The organism is Arthrobacter sp. CDRTa11 (assembly GCF_026427775.1).
Lineage (GTDB): Bacteria > Actinomycetota > Actinomycetes > Actinomycetales > Micrococcaceae > Arthrobacter.
In genome coordinates, this window is record NZ_CP044532.1 from 90,739 (window position 1) to 111,685 (window position 20,947).

The 20,947-nt window shown below is 62.7% G+C and carries 20 protein-coding genes and 1 pseudogene; 13 read left to right on the forward strand and 8 right to left on the reverse strand.

Translation table 11 applies throughout. The features are described from left to right. Window positions 1-55: 55 nt before the first annotated feature. The 3 genes from mmsB to chvE form a co-directional block, all read right to left on the reverse strand. Window positions 56-1,297 carry a multiple monosaccharide ABC transporter permease gene (gene mmsB, locus F8G81_RS00405; protein WP_267277079.1) on the reverse strand — a complete coding sequence of 414 codons (1,242 nt, stop codon included), beginning with the start codon at window positions 1,295-1,297 and terminating at the stop codon, window positions 56-58. After that, window positions 1,294-2,832 carry a multiple monosaccharide ABC transporter ATP-binding protein gene (mmsA, locus tag F8G81_RS00410; protein ID WP_267277080.1) on the reverse strand — a complete coding sequence of 513 codons (1,539 nt, stop codon included), beginning with the start codon at window positions 2,830-2,832 and terminating at the stop codon, window positions 1,294-1,296. The genes mmsB and mmsA overlap by 4 nt, the downstream gene beginning before the upstream one ends. 75 nt (window positions 2,833-2,907) lie before the next feature. Further along, window positions 2,908-4,068 carry a multiple monosaccharide ABC transporter substrate-binding protein gene (chvE, locus tag F8G81_RS00415; RefSeq protein ID WP_267277081.1) on the reverse strand — a complete coding sequence of 387 codons (1,161 nt, stop codon included), beginning with the start codon at window positions 4,066-4,068 and terminating at the stop codon, window positions 2,908-2,910. 308 nt (window positions 4,069-4,376) lie between these two features. On the opposite strand from chvE, the gene F8G81_RS00420 reads away from it, so the two are divergent. The 6 genes from F8G81_RS00420 to F8G81_RS00445 all read left to right on the forward strand — a co-directional run bounded on the left by F8G81_RS00420 (window position 4,377) and on the right by F8G81_RS00445 (window position 10,339). Then, window positions 4,377-5,987, forward strand: coding sequence for an IclR family transcriptional regulator (locus tag F8G81_RS00420; RefSeq protein ID WP_267277082.1), 1,611 nt, complete (start codon window positions 4,377-4,379; stop codon window positions 5,985-5,987). Window positions 5,988-6,137: 150 nt separating this feature from the next. Continuing rightward, on the forward strand, window positions 6,138-7,220 hold the full coding sequence (locus F8G81_RS00425; protein ID WP_267277083.1) for a Gfo/Idh/MocA family protein: 1,083 nt from the start codon (window positions 6,138-6,140) through the stop codon (window positions 7,218-7,220). Beyond that, window positions 7,217-8,101: a sugar phosphate isomerase/epimerase family protein gene (locus F8G81_RS00430; protein WP_267277084.1), complete on the forward strand. Its 885-nt coding sequence runs from the start codon at window positions 7,217-7,219 to the stop codon at window positions 8,099-8,101. Before F8G81_RS00425 ends, F8G81_RS00430 begins: the two co-directional genes overlap by 4 nt. A gap of 79 nt (window positions 8,102-8,180) precedes the next feature. Beyond that, complete coding sequence (gene iolG / locus F8G81_RS00435; RefSeq protein WP_267277085.1) at window positions 8,181-9,194, forward strand: inositol 2-dehydrogenase; 1,014 nt, start codon at window positions 8,181-8,183, stop codon at window positions 9,192-9,194. A gap of 147 nt (window positions 9,195-9,341) precedes the next feature. After that, window positions 9,342-9,575, forward strand: coding sequence for a hypothetical protein (locus F8G81_RS00440; protein WP_267277086.1), 234 nt, complete (start codon window positions 9,342-9,344; stop codon window positions 9,573-9,575). A gap of 77 nt (window positions 9,576-9,652) precedes the next feature. After that, window positions 9,653-10,339, forward strand: coding sequence for a molybdate ABC transporter substrate-binding protein (locus tag F8G81_RS00445; protein WP_267277087.1), 687 nt, complete (start codon window positions 9,653-9,655; stop codon window positions 10,337-10,339). A 383-nt stretch (window positions 10,340-10,722) separates the two neighbouring features. On the opposite strand, the gene F8G81_RS00450 is transcribed toward F8G81_RS00445, so the two are convergent. The 4 genes and pseudogenes from F8G81_RS00450 to F8G81_RS00465 form a co-directional block, all read right to left on the reverse strand. Further along, window positions 10,723-11,397, reverse strand: coding sequence for a 3-oxoacid CoA-transferase subunit B (locus tag F8G81_RS00450; RefSeq protein ID WP_267277088.1), 675 nt, complete (start codon window positions 11,395-11,397; stop codon window positions 10,723-10,725). A gap of 1 nt (window position 11,398) precedes the next feature. Continuing rightward, a pseudogene (locus F8G81_RS00455) lies at window positions 11,399-12,099 on the reverse strand (3-oxoacid CoA-transferase subunit A). A 16-nt stretch (window positions 12,100-12,115) separates the two neighbouring features. Beyond that, entirely contained in the window at window positions 12,116-13,315 is a 1,200-nt protein-coding gene (locus tag F8G81_RS00460) for a thiolase family protein (protein ID WP_267277089.1), read from the reverse strand. Window positions 13,316-13,353: 38 nt separating this feature from the next. Beyond that, on the reverse strand, window positions 13,354-13,749 hold the full coding sequence (locus tag F8G81_RS00465) for a nuclear transport factor 2 family protein (protein ID WP_267277090.1): 396 nt from the start codon (window positions 13,747-13,749) through the stop codon (window positions 13,354-13,356). A gap of 545 nt (window positions 13,750-14,294) precedes the next feature. Here F8G81_RS00465 and F8G81_RS23495 point away from each other — a divergent pair. From F8G81_RS23495 to F8G81_RS00480, 4 genes are read left to right on the forward strand one after another with little or no spacing between them, the layout of a single operon-like run. After that, a complete protein-coding gene (locus F8G81_RS23495) occupies window positions 14,295-14,465 on the forward strand; it encodes an ATP-binding cassette domain-containing protein (protein WP_323809226.1) in 171 nt (56 codons plus the stop codon). Then, complete coding sequence (locus F8G81_RS23530; RefSeq protein WP_416377156.1) at window positions 14,449-14,604, forward strand: hypothetical protein; 156 nt, start codon at window positions 14,449-14,451, stop codon at window positions 14,602-14,604. The genes F8G81_RS23495 and F8G81_RS23530 overlap by 17 nt, the downstream gene beginning before the upstream one ends. Window positions 14,605-14,643: 39 nt before the next feature. Next, the gene (locus F8G81_RS00475) at window positions 14,644-15,444 is read left to right on the forward strand and encodes an SDR family NAD(P)-dependent oxidoreductase (protein WP_267277091.1); all 801 of its coding nucleotides are present in this window, start codon (window positions 14,644-14,646) and stop codon (window positions 15,442-15,444) included. Window positions 15,445-15,478: 34 nt separating this feature from the next. Then, the gene (locus F8G81_RS00480; RefSeq protein WP_267277092.1) at window positions 15,479-15,916 is read left to right on the forward strand and encodes a nuclear transport factor 2 family protein; all 438 of its coding nucleotides are present in this window, start codon (window positions 15,479-15,481) and stop codon (window positions 15,914-15,916) included. Window positions 15,917-16,016: 100 nt separating this feature from the next. Here the strand turns inward: F8G81_RS00480 and F8G81_RS00485 are convergent, their stop codons facing one another. Then, window positions 16,017-16,763: a helix-turn-helix domain-containing protein gene (locus F8G81_RS00485; RefSeq protein ID WP_267277093.1), complete on the reverse strand. Its 747-nt coding sequence runs from the start codon at window positions 16,761-16,763 to the stop codon at window positions 16,017-16,019. Between the two features lie 405 nt (window positions 16,764-17,168). On the opposite strand from F8G81_RS00485, the gene F8G81_RS00490 reads away from it, so the two are divergent. The 3 genes from F8G81_RS00490 to F8G81_RS00500 all read left to right on the forward strand — a co-directional run bounded on the left by F8G81_RS00490 (window position 17,169) and on the right by F8G81_RS00500 (window position 20,920). Continuing rightward, complete coding sequence (locus F8G81_RS00490) at window positions 17,169-18,227, forward strand: sugar ABC transporter substrate-binding protein (protein WP_267277094.1); 1,059 nt, start codon at window positions 17,169-17,171, stop codon at window positions 18,225-18,227. 57 nt (window positions 18,228-18,284) lie between these two features. After that, complete coding sequence (locus tag F8G81_RS00495; RefSeq protein WP_267277095.1) at window positions 18,285-19,814, forward strand: sugar ABC transporter ATP-binding protein; 1,530 nt, start codon at window positions 18,285-18,287, stop codon at window positions 19,812-19,814. A gap of 62 nt (window positions 19,815-19,876) precedes the next feature. Further along, window positions 19,877-20,920: an ABC transporter permease gene (locus F8G81_RS00500; protein ID WP_267277096.1), complete on the forward strand. Its 1,044-nt coding sequence runs from the start codon at window positions 19,877-19,879 to the stop codon at window positions 20,918-20,920. The last annotated feature ends 27 nt before the right edge of the window (window positions 20,921-20,947 follow it).

Consider the following 20,947-nt stretch of genomic DNA (forward strand, 5'->3'; position numbering starts at 1 on the left):
TGTTGTCCGCGTAAATGGTTCATTTCACGCGGGTGCTTCTTAGCGCGGGAAGCGGTTAGCGGGAACCGGCGCGGCGCTTGTTGTAGATATCGAAGGCGACGGCCAGCATCAGGACCAGGCCCTTGACGACTGATTGCACGGACTGGTCGATGCCCATCAGCTGCATGCCGTTGCTCATGACGGCCATGATCAGGCCGCCGGCCATGGCTCCCACGACTTTTCCGACGCCGCCGGTAACGGCCGCGCCGCCGATGAAAGCCGCGGCAATCGCGTCGAGTTCGAACATGTTGCCCGCGCCGGGCTGGGCGCCGTTGGAGCGCGAGGAGAAAACGATACCGGCCACTGCGGAGAGGAGGCCCATGTTGACGAAGATCCAGAAGTTGACGGTGCGGACCTTGACACCAGAGAGGGCTGCTGCGACGACGTTGCCGCCGATGGCGTAGACCTGGCGGCCGAAGACGCTTCGCTGCATGATGACGCTGTAGACCATGATGAGGATGGCCAGCATGATCAGGACAAGCGGCATGCCGCGGGCGATGGCCAGCTGCCAGGCGAAGACCATGACTGCGATGGCGATAACGAGGATTTTGGCGATGAACAGCGGAAATGACGGGACGAGCTGGTTGTAGCTGATCAGGGTCTTGCGGGTCCGGTACTGGTTGAAGGAGTAGCCGATCACGGCGATGGCGAAGATGAGGAGTGTGAAGAGGTCGTATCCTTGGCCCCCGAGCAGACCGTTGAGGAAGCCGGATGCGATCTGGCCGTAGTCAGCCGGGAAGGGAGAGAGGGAGACGTTGTTGAGCACGACCAGGGTCAGGCCGCGGAAGAGGAGCATTCCGGCGAGGGTGACGATGAACGCAGGAATTCCGACGTAGGCGACCCAGTATCCGTGCCAGGCTCCAATAGCGAGGCCGGTGGCGAGGGCTGCGAGGACGCCGACCCACCAGGGCTGTCCGTATTGGATGACGACGACCGCCGACACTGCGCCGGTCAAGGCGACGACGGAGCCCACGGAGAGGTCGATGTGACCGGCGATGATCACGATGACCATGCCGATGGCCAGGATCAGGATGTAGGAGTACTGCAGGACGATGTTGGTGATGTTTCCGGGACCGAGTGAGGCGCCGCCGGTGAGTCCTGCGAACAGGGCCACGATGGCCACGAGTGCGATGTAAATGCCGCTGGTACGCAAGTTACGGGTTAACAGCTCACGGATTTCGCTGGTTCCGGTGTGGACGACCGCTGCTGCGGACGGCGCATCTTTCCTTTGGGATCCCCGGGGGGCTGTCACGGTCATGCTGTGAGTTCCTTCTCTTTGGTCATGAGTGTCATGAGGCGTTCCTCGGATGCTTCAGCCGCGGGCAGCTGCCCGGTGATCCGGCCTGCAGAAAGCGCGTAGATGCGGTCGCAGGTGCCGAGCAGTTCGAGCAGGTCCGAGGAAATGACCACGACTGCCTTTCCGGCGTCCACGAAGCTGTTGATGAGGGTGTAAATTTCGTATTTCGCGCCGACATCAATGCCGCGGGTGGGTTCGTCCAAGATCAGTACTTCCGGGTCGGTGAGCAACCACTTCGAGAGGACGACCTTTTGCTGGTTCCCGCCGGAGAGCTTGCCGACGATCGATTTCACGTTGGGGGCTTTGATGTTCATCGACTTCATCGCGAACTCAGCCGCACGGGCCTCTTCGTGGTGATTGACGAATCCCCAGCTCGCAAGTTTGCCCAGTGATGCGGCTGAGATGTTGCGGGCGATGTCATCGATGAGGTTGAGGCCAAAGGCCTTGCGGTCTTCGGTGGCGTAGGCGATCCGTGCTTCGATGGCTGCGGCGACGGATCGGGTGTGGATCTCCTTGCCGTGCATGAAGATTCTGCCTGATACGAACTTGCCGTAGGAGCGGCCGAACAGGCTCATCATCAGTTCGGTGCGTCCGGCACCCATGAGTCCGGCGACGCCGATGACTTCTCCGGCGCGGACTTCAAAGCTGGCGCCATCGACGACCAGACGGTCCTGGGTGGGGTGCCTGACCGTCCAGTCCTCCACCCGGAGAACGACCTCGCCCGGGTTCGAATCACGGTCGGGATAGAACGCTTCGAGGTCCCGGCCGACCATTCCGCGGATTATGCGGTCGACGTTCACGTCGGGGTCCGTCATGTCCAGGGTTTCCACGGTCTTTCCGTCCCGGATGACGGTGGTGTGGTCGGCAATTGCTTCGATTTCGTTGAGTTTGTGGGAAATGATGATCGAGGTGATGCCGCGGTCACGGAGGGCCCGGACCAAGTCGAGCAGGTGGGCGGAGTCGTTATCGTTGAGCGCCGCGGTCGGCTCGTCGAGGATGAGCAGCTGCACTTCCTTGGACAGGGCTTTGGCGATTTCAACCAGTTGCTGCTTGCCGACGCCAAGCTGTCCGACCGGGGTAGTGGGCTCTTCCCGCAGACCGACGGATGCGAGGAGTTCGGCGGCCTCGGCGTTCGTCTTGTGCCAGTCGATCAGTCCTGATGCGCCGCGGCGCTCGTTGCCCAGGAAGATGTTCTCGGCGATCGACAGGTGCGGCACGAGGGCCAGTTCCTGGTGGATGATCACGATGCCGGCGTGCTCTGAATCCCGGATGCCGGAGAAAGAACACGTTTGTCCCTTGAACAGGATCTCACCCCCGTAGCTGCCGGCGGGGTAGACGCCGGAGAGGACTTTCATGAGGGTGGACTTCCCTGCGCCGTTCTCGCCGCAGATCGCGTGGACCTCACCGCGTTCCACGGCCAGCGATACGCCGGAGAGCGCTTTGACGCCGGGGAAGGTCTTGGTGATGGATTGCATTTCCAGGATGTGGTCGGCCATTGGCCCGCCGTCCTATCGGTCTTGTAGGGGAGAGGGGGAGGGGAGGGGCACTGTGTGCCCCTCCCTGAAGGGCGCTTACTGAAGGCGGCCGGCTGCGACCTCTTCAGCGGTGTAGTAGCCGGAGTCGATCAGGGCGGACTTGATGTTGTCCTTGTAGATCGGCTGGATCGGCACGAGGAACGAGGGGACGACCTTGGATCCGTTGTCATAAGACTTGGTGTCGTTGACCTCAGGGTCTTTTCCTGCCAGCAGGTCCTGAGACGCCTTTACAGTCTGTGCGGCCAAGGCGCGGGTGTCCTTGAACACGGTGGAGAACTGCACATCGTCGTTGACGAACTTGACGGAGGCAACCTCGGCGTCCTGGCCGGTCGTGACGGGCATCGGCTTGGGCTGTGAGGACAGGGTCGGGCCGTAGCCGGCGTTGCCCAGGGAGGTGATGACGCCGCGGGCGACGCTGTCATTGGGGGTAAGGACGCCGTCGAGCTTGGCTGCTCCGCCGTTGTAGCTGGCGGTCAGCAGGTTGTCCATGCGTTCCTGGGCCTTTTGTTGTGACCAGTTCTCGGTTGCCACCTGTGCGAGCTTGTTTTGTCCCGACTTCACCACAAGGGTGCCGTTGTCGATGTATTTCTGCAGAACGGACATGCCGCCGTTGAAGACGAAGGTTGCGTTGTTGTCATCCAGCGATCCGCCGAACAGTTCGATATTGAACGGTCCCTTGGCGGAACCTTCGGAGCCGTCCTTGTTCAGGACACCGAGCCCGATGAGAAGCGAGGTGGCCTGCTGGGCGCCGACCTTGAAGTTGTCGAAGGTGACGTAAACGTCAACGTCGGCGCTGTTCCTGACGAACCGGTCGTAGGAGACGATCGGGATGTTCGAGCTTGCCGCCTGCTGCAGCTGGGGGGACAGGGCCGTTCCGTCCAGCGGTGCCAGGATCAGCAGATCGGCACCTTGGGTCAGCATCTGGTCTACCTGCTGCTGCTGGGTGGGGATGTCGTTATTGGCGTACTGGAGGTCCACCTGGTAACCGACCTTTTCCAGCCCTTCCTTGATGGCCTTACCGTCGGTGATCCAGCGCTCTTCATCCTGGCTGGGCAGTGAAACTCCGATGCGGGTGTCGGCGGGAGCCTGTGTCCCTCCGCCGGCCGCGTTGCCGCTGCCTGCACCCCCTCCTGCACAACCAGCAAGTACCAGTGACGTGGCTGCAGTTGCAGCGAACATGACAATTTTCTTAAACACCGTTCTCCTCCTTTGGAGAGCCGCGTGACGCTGAAGGCGTCAGTTCTGCGTCGGCAGGACCGCCGCGCCTGAAATTTAGATGTGATTGCGAGCACTTGGTGCCGTACAATGGACACCATGTTCGCACAGTACCAGCTTGGAAAGCTAGTGGTGTTCCACATTACATTTTGTGCGCACCTCGGGTCGGGCCTTCAGGGCACCTGGGGCCGGACGGACAACATTGGCTGAAATGGCCAAATGCAGCGCATCGCGTGAGGTTTAGTGACCTGGATGCTATCGGCTCCTAGGGGCCAGGAAAGAGGCGGTTGGTGAACACCATTCAGCTGTTGAAGAAAGCCGGCCAAGTGATCGATGAATTGGCCCGGATTGGCCAGTCAACGCCGGCGGAGCTGGCCAAGGTCGTGTCCGAGCCGCGGCCGACGGTGTACCGGATTGTTGCTGCGCTGGAGCAGGAAAAGCTCGTCCGCTCAGGCGGTTACGGCAAGCTTGAGCTGGGGACCGGGATACTCAAACTGGGTGACGCAGCGGCGGATGCGCTCGTGGACCGCGCAGAGCTGCGCGAACAGTTGCGCTGGATCCGTAGCCAGCTGGGCATGAGCCCCTACTTCTGCGTCCTGCGCGAAAACGGGGCCGTATGCCTGGACCAGATCCAGGGCGCAGACGTCGACCTGCATGACCTGGCCCCCGGGCGTACCCTTCCGCTCCACGCCGGGGCCGCATCACAGGCTCTCCTGGCCTTCGGCGCGCCCGAGTTCCGGGAGAGCGTATTGGCCTCGTGCCCTTACCCCGGTATCGCTTCCCGGACGCCGCTCACCGGGGAGCAGTTGAGGGAGAGGGTCGAGCAGACCGCCAGGCGCGGATGGAGCGTTGAAGACAGCGAGGTCATCGAAGGCGTCGCCTCAATTGCCGTTCCGGTCTTCCGGCACGATGGCAGCCTGCTGGGTGCCATCTCGGTCGCGGGCCTGCGGGCAACAGTCCTCGGCCAGGAGGGCGCGGCGCGGCGAATCCTGGACGCCGCCGCGCAGGGAATCGCCGCTTCCATGTCCCAGGAAGACCCGAACGATACAAAAGAAGCCACCCGGCTCGACCCTCCGGAAGGATCCGAGCGGGACTCCCCCCGCGCCCCTGCCGTCATCGCGAAAGCATCCGCACTGATGTCGGCTTTGGCTGAAGAACGGATCGCGACGTCCACCAGGCTGACCGAGCTGCTTGAAGAACCCGCCAGTTCCATATATCGGATGCTGGCCACCTTGGCTGAAGCCGGATGGGTGGAACAGATCGGCCATCGCGGCGCATACCGGGTGGGAAGCAAAATGATCGCCCTTTCGGGCGACCTCACACGCCGCTTGGATATCCGCCGTGCTGCCGCCCCGATCCTGCGCGAAATCCACACAGCAACGGGGGAAACGACCTTCTTGTGCATCCGCCGTGGCACCCGGGCGGTCTGCATCGAGCGCATTGACGGGATACGGGTCAACAGCCGTGTCCTGAAGCTGGGGGAGTCCCTTCCCCTGCATGTCGGCGCCGCGCCCCGTGCGCTGCTCGCGTTCGAAGACCGGGCGTCGTGGGATGAATATGCCGCGGTCGTCGCCAGCAGCGGCGAGCCTTGGCGGGATGTTCGGTCCCGTTCGGAGTTCTATTCCGGACTGGAGGACATCCGGGACCAGGGGTTCGTGGTCAGCGACAACAACGTCACCCCGGGCATCGCCGCCATCGGGGCACCCGTCTTCGACCACCGCGGCGAGGTTGCGGCTTCTTTGTCCATCAGTGGGCTGCGCGAGGGCATCCTGAGCCGGCCCGAGGGCGAAGAGCCGATCGTCGGTCTCCTCCTGCGGGGAACCAGGGCTTTGTCGGACTATCTAGGGGCGCCGCAGGCTGCGTTGAAGAAGGATGCGGACGTGTCACAGGTCATAGCTTGACCGAAGGCCCCCTCCATGAAATGCTTTGGACAAGCTGTCCATTAGGTGACACTGCATCCTAATCTTTTTGATCCGGTGGAGCACCGCTGCCCGCCCCCATCAAAACCATAAAAGCACCGATCAGGGTGCTCAGTCGAAGGAGATAATGCGTTGGAACCGATTGTCGTAGGACTTCTGGGAATCACACACCCGCACGCCTCTGCCCGGGTTCGCGCCCTGCGCGAAATTGAAGGGGTTGAAGTGGTTGCGGCCGCGGACGACGATCCCCGCCTGCAGTACTTCACCGATAAGTACGACATGGAGCCCCGCTCCATTGACGCGCTGCTCCAGGACGAGCGCATCAACGCGATCATGGTCCACTCCAAGAGCAAGGACATGGTCCCCCACGCCCTGCGCGCACTGGCCGCCGGCAAGTCCGTTGTCGTCGAAAAGCCAGGCGGGGGAACCGTTGAAGACCTGGTTCAGCTGGCCGAGGCCGAGTCCAAGGCAACCCCCGGGCTGGTGGTGCAGGTCGGATACAACGTTCGCCTCGCCCAGTCCATCGCAGAGGCCAAGGAACTCATCGACGCCGGCGTCATTGGTGAGGTGGTTTCCGTCTCCGCCCGCGGTGCTGCCCTCGTCGGTGAACACCTGACCGCGCACCTGAACCAGCCCGCCGACATGGGAGGGGCACTGTGGATCATCGGATGCCACATGCTTGACTCCCTGGTGCACATGTTCGGCGCACCCGATTCGGTCAACGCCCGTGTCCACAAGTCCGGACGCCTGTCCGACGAGTCGAGCCGGGAAGATTCCGCAGCTGTCCTGCTGAACTACCCGGACAAGTCCGTGACCTTCAGCTTCGACGGGCACGACCGCCTTGAGTGGTTCGAGAGCTCCCGTATCTCCGTCTACGGGACCGGCGGCATGCTGGAAATCGGCATCCTGCCCCAGAAGCTGCGCGTCTACGTGGACCAGGACCGGGCCGGCTGGCGCGCCGGCTGGACCGAGTGGACCCAAAGCCACTTCACCCCGCCGTTCGCCAGGACCGAACTGAACAAGTTCTCGGAACTGCCCGAACTGGAAAACATCAGCAACTTCCACCCTGAAATGCGTGGCTGGGTCGACAGCATCCGCACCGGCGCCCCGGTAGTCGCACCGGTCGCCGACGCCCTGGCCGTCGCTCGGATTGTCGACGCCTGCTACCGCTCCGAGAAGGAACAGGGAGCATCCATGGAGGTCGAGACCGCATGACCAGCGAAACCAACGCAGCTCCGCAGCTGATCGCAACCTGCTGGGTGAGCGCCGGCGATACCGCCCCCGGACGCCCGAACGAAACGAGCCCCATCCCGATCCAGGAGCGCATCAACCTCATAGCGCAGACCGGGTGGTCAGGCATCGGACTGGTACACCACGATCTGCTGCATGCACGCCGCACCATCGGCTACGCCGAGCTGGGGCGCATGATCCGCGAGGCAGGAATCGGCATCATCGAAGTCGAATTCCTCAACGGCTGGTGGGCCTCAGGGGCCGAGCGCGCCGAATCCGACATCCAACGCGCCGAGCTGTTCGAAGCCGCAAAGGCCCTGGGTGCCCGCCACATAAAGGTCGGAGCCGGCATGACAGACAACCCCCTGCCGCTGTCGACGATGGCCAGCGCATTTTCCGACCTGGCAGACGAGGCCGCTGAATCCGGCATCCGGCTTGCCCTCGAGGCGACACCGTTCTCCCACCTGCGCACGGCGCAGGAAGCGGTCAAGGTCGTGACCTACTCCGACAGTCCCGCCGCCGGCCTCATGATCGACATCTGGCACACCCACCGGTCCGGCCTCTCCCACGACGACCTCTGGGACGTTGTGCCCATGGACAAGGTCTTCGCCGTAGAAATCGACGACGGTTACAAGGACGTCGTTGGCACCATCTTCGAAGACACCATCAACAACCGAGCCTACTGCGGTCAGGGCGACTTCGACACCCGCACGTTCATCCAGCGAACTCTCGATGCCGGCTACAAGGGCCCCTGGGGAGTGGAAATCATTTCCGCCGAACACCGCAGCCTGCCCGTTGCCGAAGGCCTTAAGCGCGCCTACGAAACAGCGATCAACTGCTTCCCCGGCGTCTCCCTCGCAAGCTGATCGGCCAAGCCCGCACAGCCCCTGCCACCTCCGGCAACGCGACTAACCCCCTTCTCCATTTCCTGAAAGGCCACACCCCATGTCCAATGACAAACGCCTTCGCCTGGCACTGTTCGGCTCGGGCCGCATCGGGCAGGTACACGCCCGCAACATTGCCGCCCATCCCGACATCGATCTCGTTCTGATCGCCGACCCCTTCATCGACGGAGCACGCCGGCTGGCAGAAAGCACTGGCGCCCGCGCGGTGCAGGACCCCGAAGAGGTCTTCGCCGACACCAGCCTCGACGGCGTGATCATCGGTTCGCCCACCAGCACCCACGTGGACCTCATCTCCCGATCGGTTGCCCACGGCCTCGCGGTCCTCTGCGAAAAGCCCATCGACCTCGACATCGACACTGTCCTTTCCTGCCGTGAGCAGATCAAGGACTCCACCGTCCCGATCATGCTCGGCTTCAACCGCCGCTTCGATCCGTCCTTCGCCGCCGTGCGCACCCGGGTCGAAGCCGGGGAAATCGGCAAGCTCGAACAGCTCACCATCACAAGCCGCGATCCCGAGCCGGCCCCTCGTGACTACATCGCCGGTTCCGGCGGCATCTTCCGCGACATGACGATCCACGACCTGGACATGGCCCGATCCTTCGTCCCGCACATCGTCGAAGTGTCCGCAGTCGCATCGAATGTCTTCAGCAAAGACATCGCCGAGCTCAACGACTTCGACTCCGCAGTGGTGACCCTCCGCGGCCGCGACGGTGAACTCATCACCATCACCAACTCGCGCCACTGCGCCTTCGGCTACGACCAGCGCCTGGAAGCCTTCGGTCCGCAGGGAATGCTCTCCGCCGGCAACGTTACTCCCACAACAGTGCGCAAATCCGGTGCGGCAGGAACAGAAGAGTCAGATGCATACCTGCCGTTCTTCCTCGAACGGTACCCCCAGGCCTACTACGCGGAACTTGAGGCATTCGCCCGGTCCATCCGCACAGGAGCGCCCACCTCACCGAACTTCGCAGATGGAGTGTCGGCACTGGTCCTGGCCAACGCGGCAGCCGAATCGGCCGTGACCGGCAAGACCGTGAGCGTCGTCGAGTTCTAACCCCTCGAGGCTGGGGCTTCCCCTCAAACCCAGGGAATCCCCAGCCCAACCATTAGTTCCCCTTTAGTTACATCCGGCCCCCGGCCTCCCTTCCGCTATGCCCAAAACGGCGACGGCGCGGCCGGCGCCGAGGATCGAGGAGACAACATGTCAAACGGAAAGTGGGCTTGGAATGTCCGCGAAGGCGATCTGGTCGCGTGCCCCGACGGGCACGGCCACATCCGCGGAACCGTCGTGGAAGCCGCCCCCGAAATCGGCGTCGTATGGGTCAGAGACAACATCTATGGCGAACGCCGCATGCTCATGATGCAAGACCTTGTCCCCGACACCCCGAGAAGCGCCGGCTTTGCGGTGCCCCTCTCTCAGTTTCGGGCCTCGTAACACTCCTAGGCAGCAACATCGGGGTCCTCGGGCACGTTCGCCCCGCTGAAAAGCACAACGAAAAGGAACGAACCCCAGTGAAAGTCTTTAGCTCGCCGGCCGTTAAGAAAGCACTCGATGAGGTCATCATCATGTTCCGGCAGGAAACAGGAGTCAGCATCGACGCTGTCTTCGAACCCACAGGCCAACTCCTTCGGCGTATCGACGCCGGTGAATCCTTCGACGTGATGATCGCCGTTACCGAATCCTTCGGCCCCCTCACCACTGTCATCGAACCACACACCCTGACATCGGTGGCCCGCGCCGGTATCGGCGTCGCCGTAAAGCGCGGTACCCCCGAACCCGACATCTCCACCGCTGAATCCTTCATCCAAACCCTGCGCGCGGCAAGATCAGTTGCCTACTCCGGCGTCGGAGCAAGCGGCGCATACTTCATGACCCTCCTGGACAAACTCGGTCTGTCAGAGGACGTCGGCGCCCGCGCCACCGTCGTCGAAAAAGGCTACGTTGCCCAGGCTCTCATTACAGGCAACGCCGACGTCGCTATCCAACAGCTCAGCGAGCTGCTGTTCGTTCCCCAAGCCCAGGTCGTGGGTCCCTTTCCGCCAGAGCTACAGCACTACACCGAGTTCTCAGCAGCAGTCAGCGCCCAAGCCAGCGACCCGGACCAAGCGCAAGCCTTCGTCAACTTCCTCACCTCCGCACCGGCGCAGACAGCCTACATCCAAACGAGGCTGGAACTGCCCACAGCCCCCGCACAGTAACGACAATCTTCCCCAGGCCGGGACGATTAGGCTCGACAAGCTGACCGTGGTGACTCTGTTCCGTCCACAGCTGGGGTCAATTCGGATTATCCACGGCTGGAAGCCGGGCGCCGTTGGGGTAGCACCCATCGCAGCAGTAGCGGTGGATAACCCATAGGAATTCTCCCTGGCTGTGGGCGGCGGCGGGACCGAGCCTCTCAGTGGGCCCAGAGCTAAGTCCCTCATTTCGGGGCCCAGCCAATACGCCCTGTGTCAGGTTGGGGTGTGACCTATCTCGACGAACGTCCTGGCCCGATGCACCCGGCTCCAGCCGTTCCAGGAACTTCTTCCACGTGTGACAACCCACGTGGCAACGTAGGTTCCCTCTTATTACAGGGCCCGCCTTAGCCGGCTGCGGCGGCCTTGAGCGGGACGGGGACCAGTTCCTGGAGTTCTTCGAGGGTGCAGCCGAAGGTTTCGCGGACGGCGACGCCTTCGGGGCCGGTGAGGAACACTGCTTTGTCCGTGTAGACCCGGGTGACGCAGCCGACGCCGGTGAGCGGGTAGGTGCAGGTTTCCACGATCTTGGAGGCGCCTTCGCGGGTGAGGAGGGTCATCATGACGAACACTTCCTTGGCGCCGGTGGCCAGGTCCATGGCACCGCCGACGGCGGGTATCGCCCCGGATGTCCCCGTGTGCCAGTTGGCGAGGTCACCGGTGGCGGAGACCTGAAACGCGCCCAGGACGCAGATGTCCAGGTGCCCGCCGCGCATGATCGAGAAGGAGTCGGCGTGGTGGAAGTAGGACGCTCCGGGAAGTTCGGTGACGGGGATCTTGCCGGCGTTGATGAGGTCCCTATCGATCTGGTCGCCTTGGGCTTCCGGGCCCATGCCGAGCATACCGTTCTCGGTGTGGAGGGTGATGTCCTGGTCCTCGGTGAGGTAGTTGGACACCAAGGTGGGCTGGCCGATGCCCAGGTTTACAAACGATCCCGGGGCAATATCCTTGGCCACAAGGCGGGCCAGGTCATCCCGGCCCAGGGGTGTGGCAGAGGTCTGGATGGAGGTTGCAGTAGTCATCTCAAGCCACCTTCTCGCTAGTGCCGGCGAGGCGGCGGTCTGAGGCCGCTACGCGGACAACCGTATTGACGTATATGCCGGGGTCACCACGTTTTCCGGGTCCAGCGCACCGGTGGGGACGATCTCGGACACTTGCACGATGGTCTGCTTCGCGGCAGCGGCCATGATGGGACCGAAGTTCCGGGCGGTCTTGCGGTACACGAGGTTGCCCTTGCCGTCCGCTTTCAGTGCTTTGATCAGGGCGACGTCGGCGTGGATGGGGGTCTCGAACACCTGGCCACGTCCGTCGATGATCCGGGTTTCCTTGCCCTCGGCCAGCATGGTGCCGTAGCCGGTGGGGGTGAAGAACCCACCAATGCCGGCTCCGGCGGCACGGATCCGCTCGGCGAGATTGCCCTGCGGCACCAGTTCCAGCTCGATCTGCCCGGCCTTGTACTTGGCGTCGAAATGCCAGGAATCGGACTGCCGCGGGAAGGAACAGATCATCTTCTTCACCCGGCCTTCCTTGATCAGCAGCGCCAAACCCTGGTCGCCCTGGCCGGCGTTGTTGTTCACCACGGTCAGGGCGGTGGCGCCGCAGTCCATCAGCGCATCGATCAGTTCGAACGGCTGCCCGGCGTTGCCGAACCCGCCGATCATCACGGTGGAACCATCCCTGATGCCGGCGACGGAATCGGCCACGGTGTCTACAAAATTCAGCATCGCCTAGCCCTTTCCTTCATGCCGAAGCGTCGGCAGTTACGTTTTCGAGCACCACGGCCAGGCCCTGGCCCACACCGATGCACATCGCCGCGACACCCCAGCGCTCCCCGGAGGCCTGCAGTGACCGGGCGAGGGTGCCCAGGATCCGCGTGCCGGACGCGCCGAGCGGGTGGCCCATTGCGATCGCGCCGCCATGGGCGTTCACGATGGTGTGGTCGATGCCCCAGGCGTTGATGCAGGCCAGGGACTGTGCGGCGAACGCTTCGTTAAGTTCGACGGCGCCCACCTGGTCCCAGCCGATGCCCGCCTTCGCGAGGGCCTTGTTGGCGGCCTCCACCGGGGCGTAGCCGAAGTACTGGGGGTCGTTGCCGTGCGCGCCGCGGCCGGCGATCCGGGCCAGGGGTTCGAGCCCGAGCAGCCCGGCGGCGGCCTCGGATCCGATCCAGGCCGCGGAGGCGCCGTCATTCAGCGGGGACGAGTTCCCCGCGGTCACGGTGCCGTTCTCGGCCCGGAACACGGTCTTCAAGCCCGCGAGCTTCTCCGCCGATGAACCGGCCCGGATACCTTCGTCGCGGACCAGGCCGGTGCCCGGCACCGGGGCCACAAGGTTGTCGTAGAAGCCCTCGTCCCACGCGGCGGCGGCGAGGTTGTGCGAGTTCGCCGCGAACTCGTCCTGCGCCTGCCGGGTCACGCCGTACTTTTCGCGCAGCCGCTCCGTAGCCTCACCATTGGAAATGGTCCACTCCTTGGGCATCGCCTTGTTGACAAGGCGCCAGCCCAACGTGGTGGACGCCAGTGTCATGTCCCCGGCAGGGTAGGGCTTCTCCGTCTTGGGCAGCACCCACGGGGCGCGGGACATCGACTCCGCGCCGCCTACCAGCACCAGCTCCGCATCACCGGCGTTGATCTGGCGCGAGGCGATAATCGCCGCATCCAGGGAAGAGCCGCACAGCCGGTTGACCGTGGTGCCAGGGATGGACACCGGCAGGCCGGCCAGCAGCGTGCCCATCCTGGCGATGTTCCGGTTCTCCTCGCCCGCGCCGTTGGCGTTGCCGAAGACCACCTCATCGATCCGCTCCGGATCCAGGGCGGGAGCGCGCTTCACTGATTCCTTGATGACATGCGCGGCAAGGTCGTCCGGGCGGACGGCGGCGAGGCCGGAGCCGAACTTGCCGAACGGGGTGCGCACGGCGTCGTAAACAAAAGCCTGGTTCATGGTTCTTCCTTCGTTGGCGCGAGCAGAGGTTGCGGGGTCTAAGCTGCCGCAGGCTTGCGGGGAGTCGGCTGGTACGCCAAGAATTTCCAGCTCTCGCCCTCTTTTATCCATACCGAGAGTGCGCTGTTGGCAAGCGTTTTGTGGGTTCCGTTGACGGTGAGGTCCGCGTTCATCTGTCCCAATACGAGTGCGGTGTCCCCAATCAAGACGATGTCTTCAATGGGGTGGTCGATCCGGTGGTACCTATAGAAGCCCTTGCGAAGCTTTTCCAGGTAGCTGCCCAGCGTGTCACGGTCACCCAGCGAATGGGTGTACACCAGACGCTGGTGGCACAGGCCCTCGAAGGCGTCGTAATCACCGTCGACTACGGCTTGGTAGCGCTTTGCCTCCAAGGTTTCGATCTTATTTTTCTCGGCTGCAGTGGCGTTATCCACGGAGCACTCTCCTTGCTTAAAGTGTTGGGGGCTATCGGCCGCCACGAGTCTGATTTCGCCCCGCTGTCCACGCCCAACGCTGCTTCTTCACGACGTTGAGCCGGGCCTTCGTTAGGGAAAGCCAACCCGAAGCTGATGATTCTTGGCCCAACCTCATTCCAAGGTAAGTGGCAGCAGGCTTCGGCGTCAACTACTAGTTGACACATTTCGCCGGGCCGGGTGGCGCCACGGAGCCCGCGACAAGCCTTCTCTTACGGCATTTTCAGTGGAGGGACGGCCCTAATTTAGAGGAGAATGCGTTTTCTAAGGACCCGCTCAGATGACGATAACCTCTGGCCCGAGGTTTACAACATGGGTGAACATGTAACCTTGGACTTGACACCTGTGGGTTAGATCACTTAACCTCGTCCTCGAACCAATCAAACGGAATGAGGTCAACGTGGTCCTTAGTACCGAGGTCCTGCTTTCTGTAAGCAGGATCAGCAAAAGCTTCGGCGGGGCGAAGGCGCTCAACGACGTTTCGGTGGACTTCCGGGCCGGGTGAAGTGCACGCGCTGCTGGGAGAAAACGGTGCCGGAAAGAGCACCCTGGTCAAAGTGATAGCCGGTGTAGTTACCGCTGATACCGGCGAAGTGACATTCCCGGGAGGCTCCGAATCATCCGATGTAGCCATGGGAGGCGCGGCAGCCCCTCGGACGCATCACCGGAGCGGATGAAGTCGCCAATTCGGCACTTTTCCTGCTCGCCAAGGAGTCCTCGGCCATCTTCGGCACCACCGTTGTAGCTGACGGGGGCCTGACCACCGGTTTTGATTTCCGGACCGGCTCCGAAGGTTCTTCCGCCCATCAGAACTAAAGCACCACAGGAACACCGAACCACCGAAAGGTACAACTCATGGAACTGGAACTGACCGGCAAGAAAGCCGTCATCACCGGCGCTGCCCTGGGCATTGGCCGTGCCACAGCACTGCTGCTCACCGCCGAAGGAGCCACAGTCGCAGCCCTGGACATCGACAAATCGGCCCTGACTGAACTTGAGGAACTGGCGTCTGACCACCCTGGCCGGATCGTCCCGACCGTTGTTGACTTCACCCGAGGTGAAGCTACGAACAACGCTGTTGCCGAGGCTATCGACCAGCTCGGCGGCCTGGACCTTCTCATCAACAACGTCGGCTCTGGAGCAGTCAGGACCTTCGAGCAGATCACCGACGCGGACTGGGCCCTCACGATGGAGCTGAACTTCATGAGTTACGTGCGCGCCATCCGCGCCGCTCTGCCCGCCCTGCGCGAGTCAGCGGCTCCGTGCATCGTCAACAACGCATCCGACCTCGCCCGGCAACCTGAGGCCCAGCCTGTCGACTACTCCGCCAGCAAGGCAGCTGTCCTGGCCTTGACGAAGTCCATTGCCCGCGCGGAGGGACCGAAGATCCGGGTCAACGCCGTGGCCCCGGGACCCATCTGGACACCGTTTTGGACCAAGCCGGGCGGTTTTGCTGACACGTTCGCAACCCTGCACGGGATGGAACGCCAGGCAGCCGTAGAACATGAAATGAAGCTGCGCCAGCTGCCCCTGGAACGGCTCGGCACTCCGGAGGAAGTAGCACGCGTCATCGCGTTGCTCTGTAGCCCGGTGACCAGCTTCGTCACCGGGTCCGTCTGGGGCGTGGATGGCGGCAGCATCCGCGGACTCATCTAACCTTCAGCCCGCCCTGGATCGGAAGGAGCACCACGTGCCCGATCACCATTCTTCAAACGAACAGGAGATCCTGTCCCTCGAAAACCGCCGCTACGAGGCCGTGCTTAGGTCTGACTTCGACGCCTTCGCTGAACTTTGCCATGAGGACCTCGTCTACGCGCACTCAAACGGGGAACGCGATGACCTGATCAGCTACATAGACAAGTGCCGGCAGGGTGTGTACGTCTATCACCGGATCGATCATCCGGTGGAGCAGGTCAAAATAGTGGGCGATGTAGCCCTCGTGATGGGAGAAATGCACGCCGATCTGACCATCAGGGGCACGCGGACCGCATTGGACAACACCGCGCTGGCCGTGTGGATCCGCGTGGGTTCATCTTGGAAGCTGCTGGCCTACCAGCCGACGCCCAAGCCTGGGCAGCCTGCCCTCGGTCAGGAAGACACCACCGCCTCCGCGGACTCAGCTGTCTGAAGTGACCCAGGCCAGCAAAGCCAAAAGAGTGCCGGCGCGACACCCGTCGCCGGCACTCTTTTAGCGTCTACCGCGTCCGTGTCATGAAAGGGGAGGAATGCTAGGAGTGGGAGTGTTCCATCGTCGTGGAGTCCTCACCGTTCGATCCCTGTCCGGCCCTGGCCAGGTCGAGGGGATGGGCGAAGCCTTGACGGCCGACCACGGCCCAGATGGCGACGCAATCTTCAGCGGAGGTGTTGCTGAGACGGTGCGGAACGTTGGAATCGAAGTTCATGCTGTCTCCAGGCCCGAGAACATCGCTGTCGAAGGCGACCTGGACGTTGAGCTGGCCGGAAAGGATATGGATGTATTCCCATCCGGGGTGGCGCATCAGGGCCTCTGCGGAGCAGGACTCGCTCCCGGGCGCGTACGTCACCCGCAGGAACTCGACCAAAGGGTCGGCCCGTTCCGTGAGCCGCTCCCAGCGGACGCCTCCCATGTTGATCTCTGGACGGTCTCCGGCCCTCTGGATTCCCGGGATTGCCGTGCCTGCAGACGGGGCGAAGCCGGAAAGACCGACGACAGTTGAATCAACGGTCGCGCCATTTCCTTCCGGGGCGGGAGCCGAGTGCTCACCACTCATGAGCGTGTCCAAGGAGAGCCCAAGCTCCGAAACGATGGTGTACAAGGTTCCGATGGAAGGGACGGCGCGGCCCAACTCGACCTGTGACATGAAACTTGCGGAGATACCGACCCTGCGGGAAAGCTCCCTGAGAGAGATCTTCGCCCTTGTCCTGGCAGCCCTGAGCTGACTGCCCAGCTGGGCACGACCCTCCTGGGTCACCGGTGCAGTGGCTTGAATGCTCATCCTCGGCCTTTCCGGCGATCCAGTCCGTCAAAAGAAGGGACCGCTGATTTGTCTGTCCACCAAGAGACCGGGGAACCAGCCATACGTGTACAGTACGCGTACACATGAGTTTAGCTCCTCTACCGCATCATTGCCCAGACTTCACAGTTATTACGTGGAACAGGATTATGGAAGGGTGCGTAGGGGTCGAGTGTAAAGTGACATGTGTTGTATTACTTGACACTGTGGGGTGTATCACTTTACATTTGAAGGGTGATGAAGCCGCGAGAGCCGATAACGGCGGGGATCTCCCCGGCCAGTCGGCGCATCGGCCAAAGCCTCCGGAAGCGCCGGACTCGAAGTCGAGGACGGGCAGCACCGGAGCCAGAGTTCCACTGTGTATGTCTACCTTCTAATTAGGAGCAAATGATGGTGCAGGATCGCAAAGGCGCCTCCGCATTCAAACTGAGCCGCCGCCACACTGGTGTCGCCGTGCTCATGGGCGCCACGCTGGCGCTCTCCGCCTGTGGCGGGGGTGCGTCACCGGGAAGTGACGGCAACCCCACCGTTGGTTTCTCAGCCGGTGTCCTCGACAACCCCTTCACGGCAGGCCTGGTGGACTCCGTCGTTACCGAGGCCAATTCAAACGGCCTGAACATGCTCCCGGCGTCCAACGCCGAGGGCGACCCCGCCAAGCAGGTGACCGACATCAACACCCTGATTTCACAGGACGTAAAGGGCCTGGTGACAATCCCCCGCGACAGCGATGCCATCATCCCGGCCATCCAGGCCGCTAACGCCGCAAACATCCCCGTAGTGACCGTGGACACCGCAGCCAATGGCGGCAAGATCTACATGAACATCAGGGCGGACAATGTTGCTATGGGCACCAGCGTCTGTGAACAGATCGGCAAGCTCACTGGCGGCAAGGGCATGGTGCTGTCGCTGCACGGCGCTCTGTCAACGACTTCCGGATTCGACCGCGACAAAGGCTTCAGCGACTGCATGAAGTCCAAGTTCCCCGGGATCTCGATCATCAAGAAGGACACCAACTGGGAATCCGCGAAGGCTGTGGAAAACGCCCAGACAGTTCTGAGTACCTCCCAGGTCGACGCCGTGTTCCTCGCCAGCGACTCCGTCATGCTCTCCGGTGTGCAGACCGTGATGGAAGGCCAGGGCAAGTGGGTTCCCGCCGGACAGCCAGGCCACATCCCGCTGGTAACGATTGACGGTTCCAAGGGATCCCTGGATGCCATCCGATCGGGTCACGTTGACGCTGTTGTTTCCCAGCCCGTGGACCTCTACGGCAAGTACGGTGTCCAGTACCTCAAGGACGCCATCGCCGGCAAGGAATACAAGGTCGGTCCGTCCGAGCACGGCAGCGAAATCGTTGATTACAAGGGCAACCTTGCCGACATGCTTCCGTCCCCGGTCATCACCAAAGACAACGTTGACGACCAGAACCTCTGGGGCAACAAGAAGTAGCCTCCTCCCGGCCGAGCAGGGCCAGGGTGAAGACTGAATTTGAGAAAGGGTGACATCGTGGTCACAGCCAATACCCAGAACGCCATCGAGATCCGAGGGCTGCAGAAGTCCTTCGGATCGACCCAGGCGTTGACAGATGCGAACCTGATCGTCCGTTCAGGCGAATCCCGGGCCCTTCTCGGCCGCAACGGCGCCGGAAAGTCCACCTTGATTGCGATGCTTACCGGTCTGGTGACTCCGGACGCCGGCAGCATCCACATCCAAGGCGCCAACGGTGACGTCACCGAAGGTCCAGGATCCGATTCGATCGCCTGCGTGTATCAGAAAAGCACCCTCGTGCCGGAACTGACAGTGGCGGAAAACATAAGCCTGGGTGCCTACCCACGCAAGCGGTGGGGGAGCGTGGACTGGCCCGCGATCCGCAGGACGGCCACGGACCAGCTCAAGGACTGGGGTTACGAGCGCATCGTCGATAAGACTGTCGCTGATCTTGAACCGCTGGAAAAGAAGATCGTCGAAGTATGCCGGGCACTGTCCCGGGGACCGCGGATCCTCCTTCTGGACGAACCAACGGCCGGCCTGGACGAAGGGGCTTCGCATGAACTCTTCGCCCAGATCAACAGCCTGCGCCAGCGCGGGGTCACCGTGATCTACGTGTCCCACCATCTGGAGGAAATCTTCAAGGTCTGCGACTCTGTCAGCATCCTGCGCGACGGACGCGACGTCCTGACCGCCCAGACGGCGGACCTCACCGTCAACCGGATTGTCAACGTCATGGCCGGGGTGAGCGAGGAAGAAGCTGCCGCGGCAAAGAAAGAGATTGCCGCCGAGCACCGCCGCCAAGACCAGTTGGGCGAGACGCGCCTCACCGTCTCGGGGGCCCGCATCGGCCTCCGAGTGCTCGGAGCCAACCTGACCGTCCGTGCCGGAGAATGTGTCGGGCTGACCGGCCTCGATGGTGCCGGTCACGTCCAGCTCGCACAGGCCATCGCCGGCCAGGTGGCAATCGAACAAGGCACCGTTGAACACAACGGCCACACCCTCGGTCAGGGAAACGTCATCAAGACGATCAACGCGGGTGTGGGCTTCGTACCCGAAGACCGCCACGTCAACGGCTACGTCCCGGAACTGTCTGTCGAAGAGAACGCCACCCTGACGATCGTTGACCGGCTTCGCGGCCCTGGCGGCCTCATCAACTCAAAGCGCCGCCGTGAACGCTTCACAGAACTTTCCGGGGCTTGGGCCATCAAATGCGACGGACCGACGCAGGCCGTCGAAGAGCTCTCCGGAGGCAACCAGCAGAAGGTCGTGCTTGCACGGGCGCTGGCTTCCAACCCGGACACACTTGTCCTTGTCCACCCCACCGCCGGTGTGGACGTGACGGCCAAGGAATCCATCTACGAGTCCCTCCGGGCACTGCGTGACAGCGGACGGTCCTTGCTGATCGTCTCCACCGACGACACCGACCTGGAAATCTGCGACAGGGTGATCGTCATGTACAAGGGCGAAATCCACACCGAACTCAACGCCGGCTACGAAGAGTGGGAACTCGTAGGCGCCATCCAAGGCGCGGAGGCAGCGGCATGAAAACGTCCGCCCAGCCCCTGCAGCCCACGATCACAGAGTCAAAAAACCAAGGAGAAAGTCCAATGTCCACGCATACCCCGACCGTTGCGGGTACGCCGACCAGCCGCCGGCCCCTCAACATCATCGACCAGGCCCGCTCGTCCGGCTGGGCCCGTGAGCTCGCGCTGCTGCCCGCCATTATCTTGGCGATGGTGATCGGGACCATCCTGTCCCCGCAGTTCCTCACGGCGAACAATCTCCTGAACAACGTCCTTGTTACCTCTGCTGTGCTCGGGATCGTCGTGATCGCGGAAAGCATCATCCTGATCTCGGGATACTTCGATCTCTCCCTCGAATCCGTCGTGGGCCTGGCCCCGATGCTCGCCGTCTGGCTGGTCCTGCCCGCCGCCGTCGGCGGCTCCGGATGGGGATGGACGCCGTGGGGCGCGTTCGCTGCGATGTTCGTCCTGAGTATCGTCATCGGACTCATCAACGGATTCCTCGTCGGCAAGCTGAAGCTCAACGCCTTCATGGTCACCCTCGCCATGCTCACCCTGCTCCGCGGCCTGACCATGGGCCTGTCCGGCGGCAAGACTCTCTCAGGGTTGCCCGCTGAATTCCTTGCACTCGGCAACACCAAGTGGCTGGGCATCTCAATCCAGATCTGGCTCTTCGTGATCTTCCTGATTGTCGCCGCGGTCTTCATGCGCAGCCACCCGGTCGGCCGCAAGCTCTACGCCATGGGCGGAAACAATGCTGCCGCCGCAGCAGCAGGCATCAAGACGCTGCGTCTGACCATCGGAGTCTTCGTCGCCGGGTCGGTCATCGCCGCATTCGCCGGCCTCATGCTCACCGGCCGGATCGCGTCCGTGACCGCCAATCAGGGTGACGGCCTGATCTTCACCGTGTTCGCAGCGGCAGTCATCGGCGGGATCAGCCTCAACGGCGGTAAGGGATCGATGATTGGTGCCCTGAGCGGCGTAGTGCTGCTGGGCATCATCCAGAACATCCTCGTCCTGTCCCAGGTTCCCTCGTTCTGGATCCAGGCCATCTACGGTCTGATCATCCTCAGCGCACTGATCTTCAACTACCTGGCCGGTTCCCGGAGTACCCGCCGCGTCGTCTAACCGAGCCCGCCACTTATAACGCAAGGA

Excerpts from the sequence above, each read along its gene's own strand:
- mmsB (WP_267277079.1), bottom strand. The coding sequence starts at position 1,297 with ATGACCGTGACAGCCCCCCGGGGATCCCAAAGGAAAGATGCGCCGTCC.
- mmsA (WP_267277080.1), bottom strand. The coding sequence starts at position 2,832 with ATGGCCGACCACATCCTGGAAATGCAATCCATCACCAAGACCTTCCCC.
- F8G81_RS00430 (WP_267277084.1), top strand. The coding sequence starts at position 7,217 with ATGACCAGCGAAACCAACGCAGCTCCGCAGCTGATCGCAACCTGCTGG.
- iolG (WP_267277085.1), top strand. The coding sequence starts at position 8,181 with ATGTCCAATGACAAACGCCTTCGCCTGGCACTGTTCGGCTCGGGCCGC.
- F8G81_RS00440 (WP_267277086.1), top strand. The coding sequence starts at position 9,342 with ATGTCAAACGGAAAGTGGGCTTGGAATGTCCGCGAAGGCGATCTGGTC.
- F8G81_RS00450 (WP_267277088.1), bottom strand. The coding sequence starts at position 11,397 with ATGACTACTGCAACCTCCATCCAGACCTCTGCCACACCCCTGGGCCGG.
- F8G81_RS00460 (WP_267277089.1), bottom strand. The coding sequence starts at position 13,315 with ATGAACCAGGCTTTTGTTTACGACGCCGTGCGCACCCCGTTCGGCAAG.
- F8G81_RS00475 (WP_267277091.1), top strand. The coding sequence starts at position 14,644 with ATGGAACTGGAACTGACCGGCAAGAAAGCCGTCATCACCGGCGCTGCC.
- F8G81_RS00485 (WP_267277093.1), bottom strand. The coding sequence starts at position 16,763 with ATGAGCATTCAAGCCACTGCACCGGTGACCCAGGAGGGTCGTGCCCAG.
- F8G81_RS00490 (WP_267277094.1), top strand. The coding sequence starts at position 17,169 with ATGATGGTGCAGGATCGCAAAGGCGCCTCCGCATTCAAACTGAGCCGC.
- F8G81_RS00500 (WP_267277096.1), top strand. The coding sequence starts at position 19,877 with ATGTCCACGCATACCCCGACCGTTGCGGGTACGCCGACCAGCCGCCGG.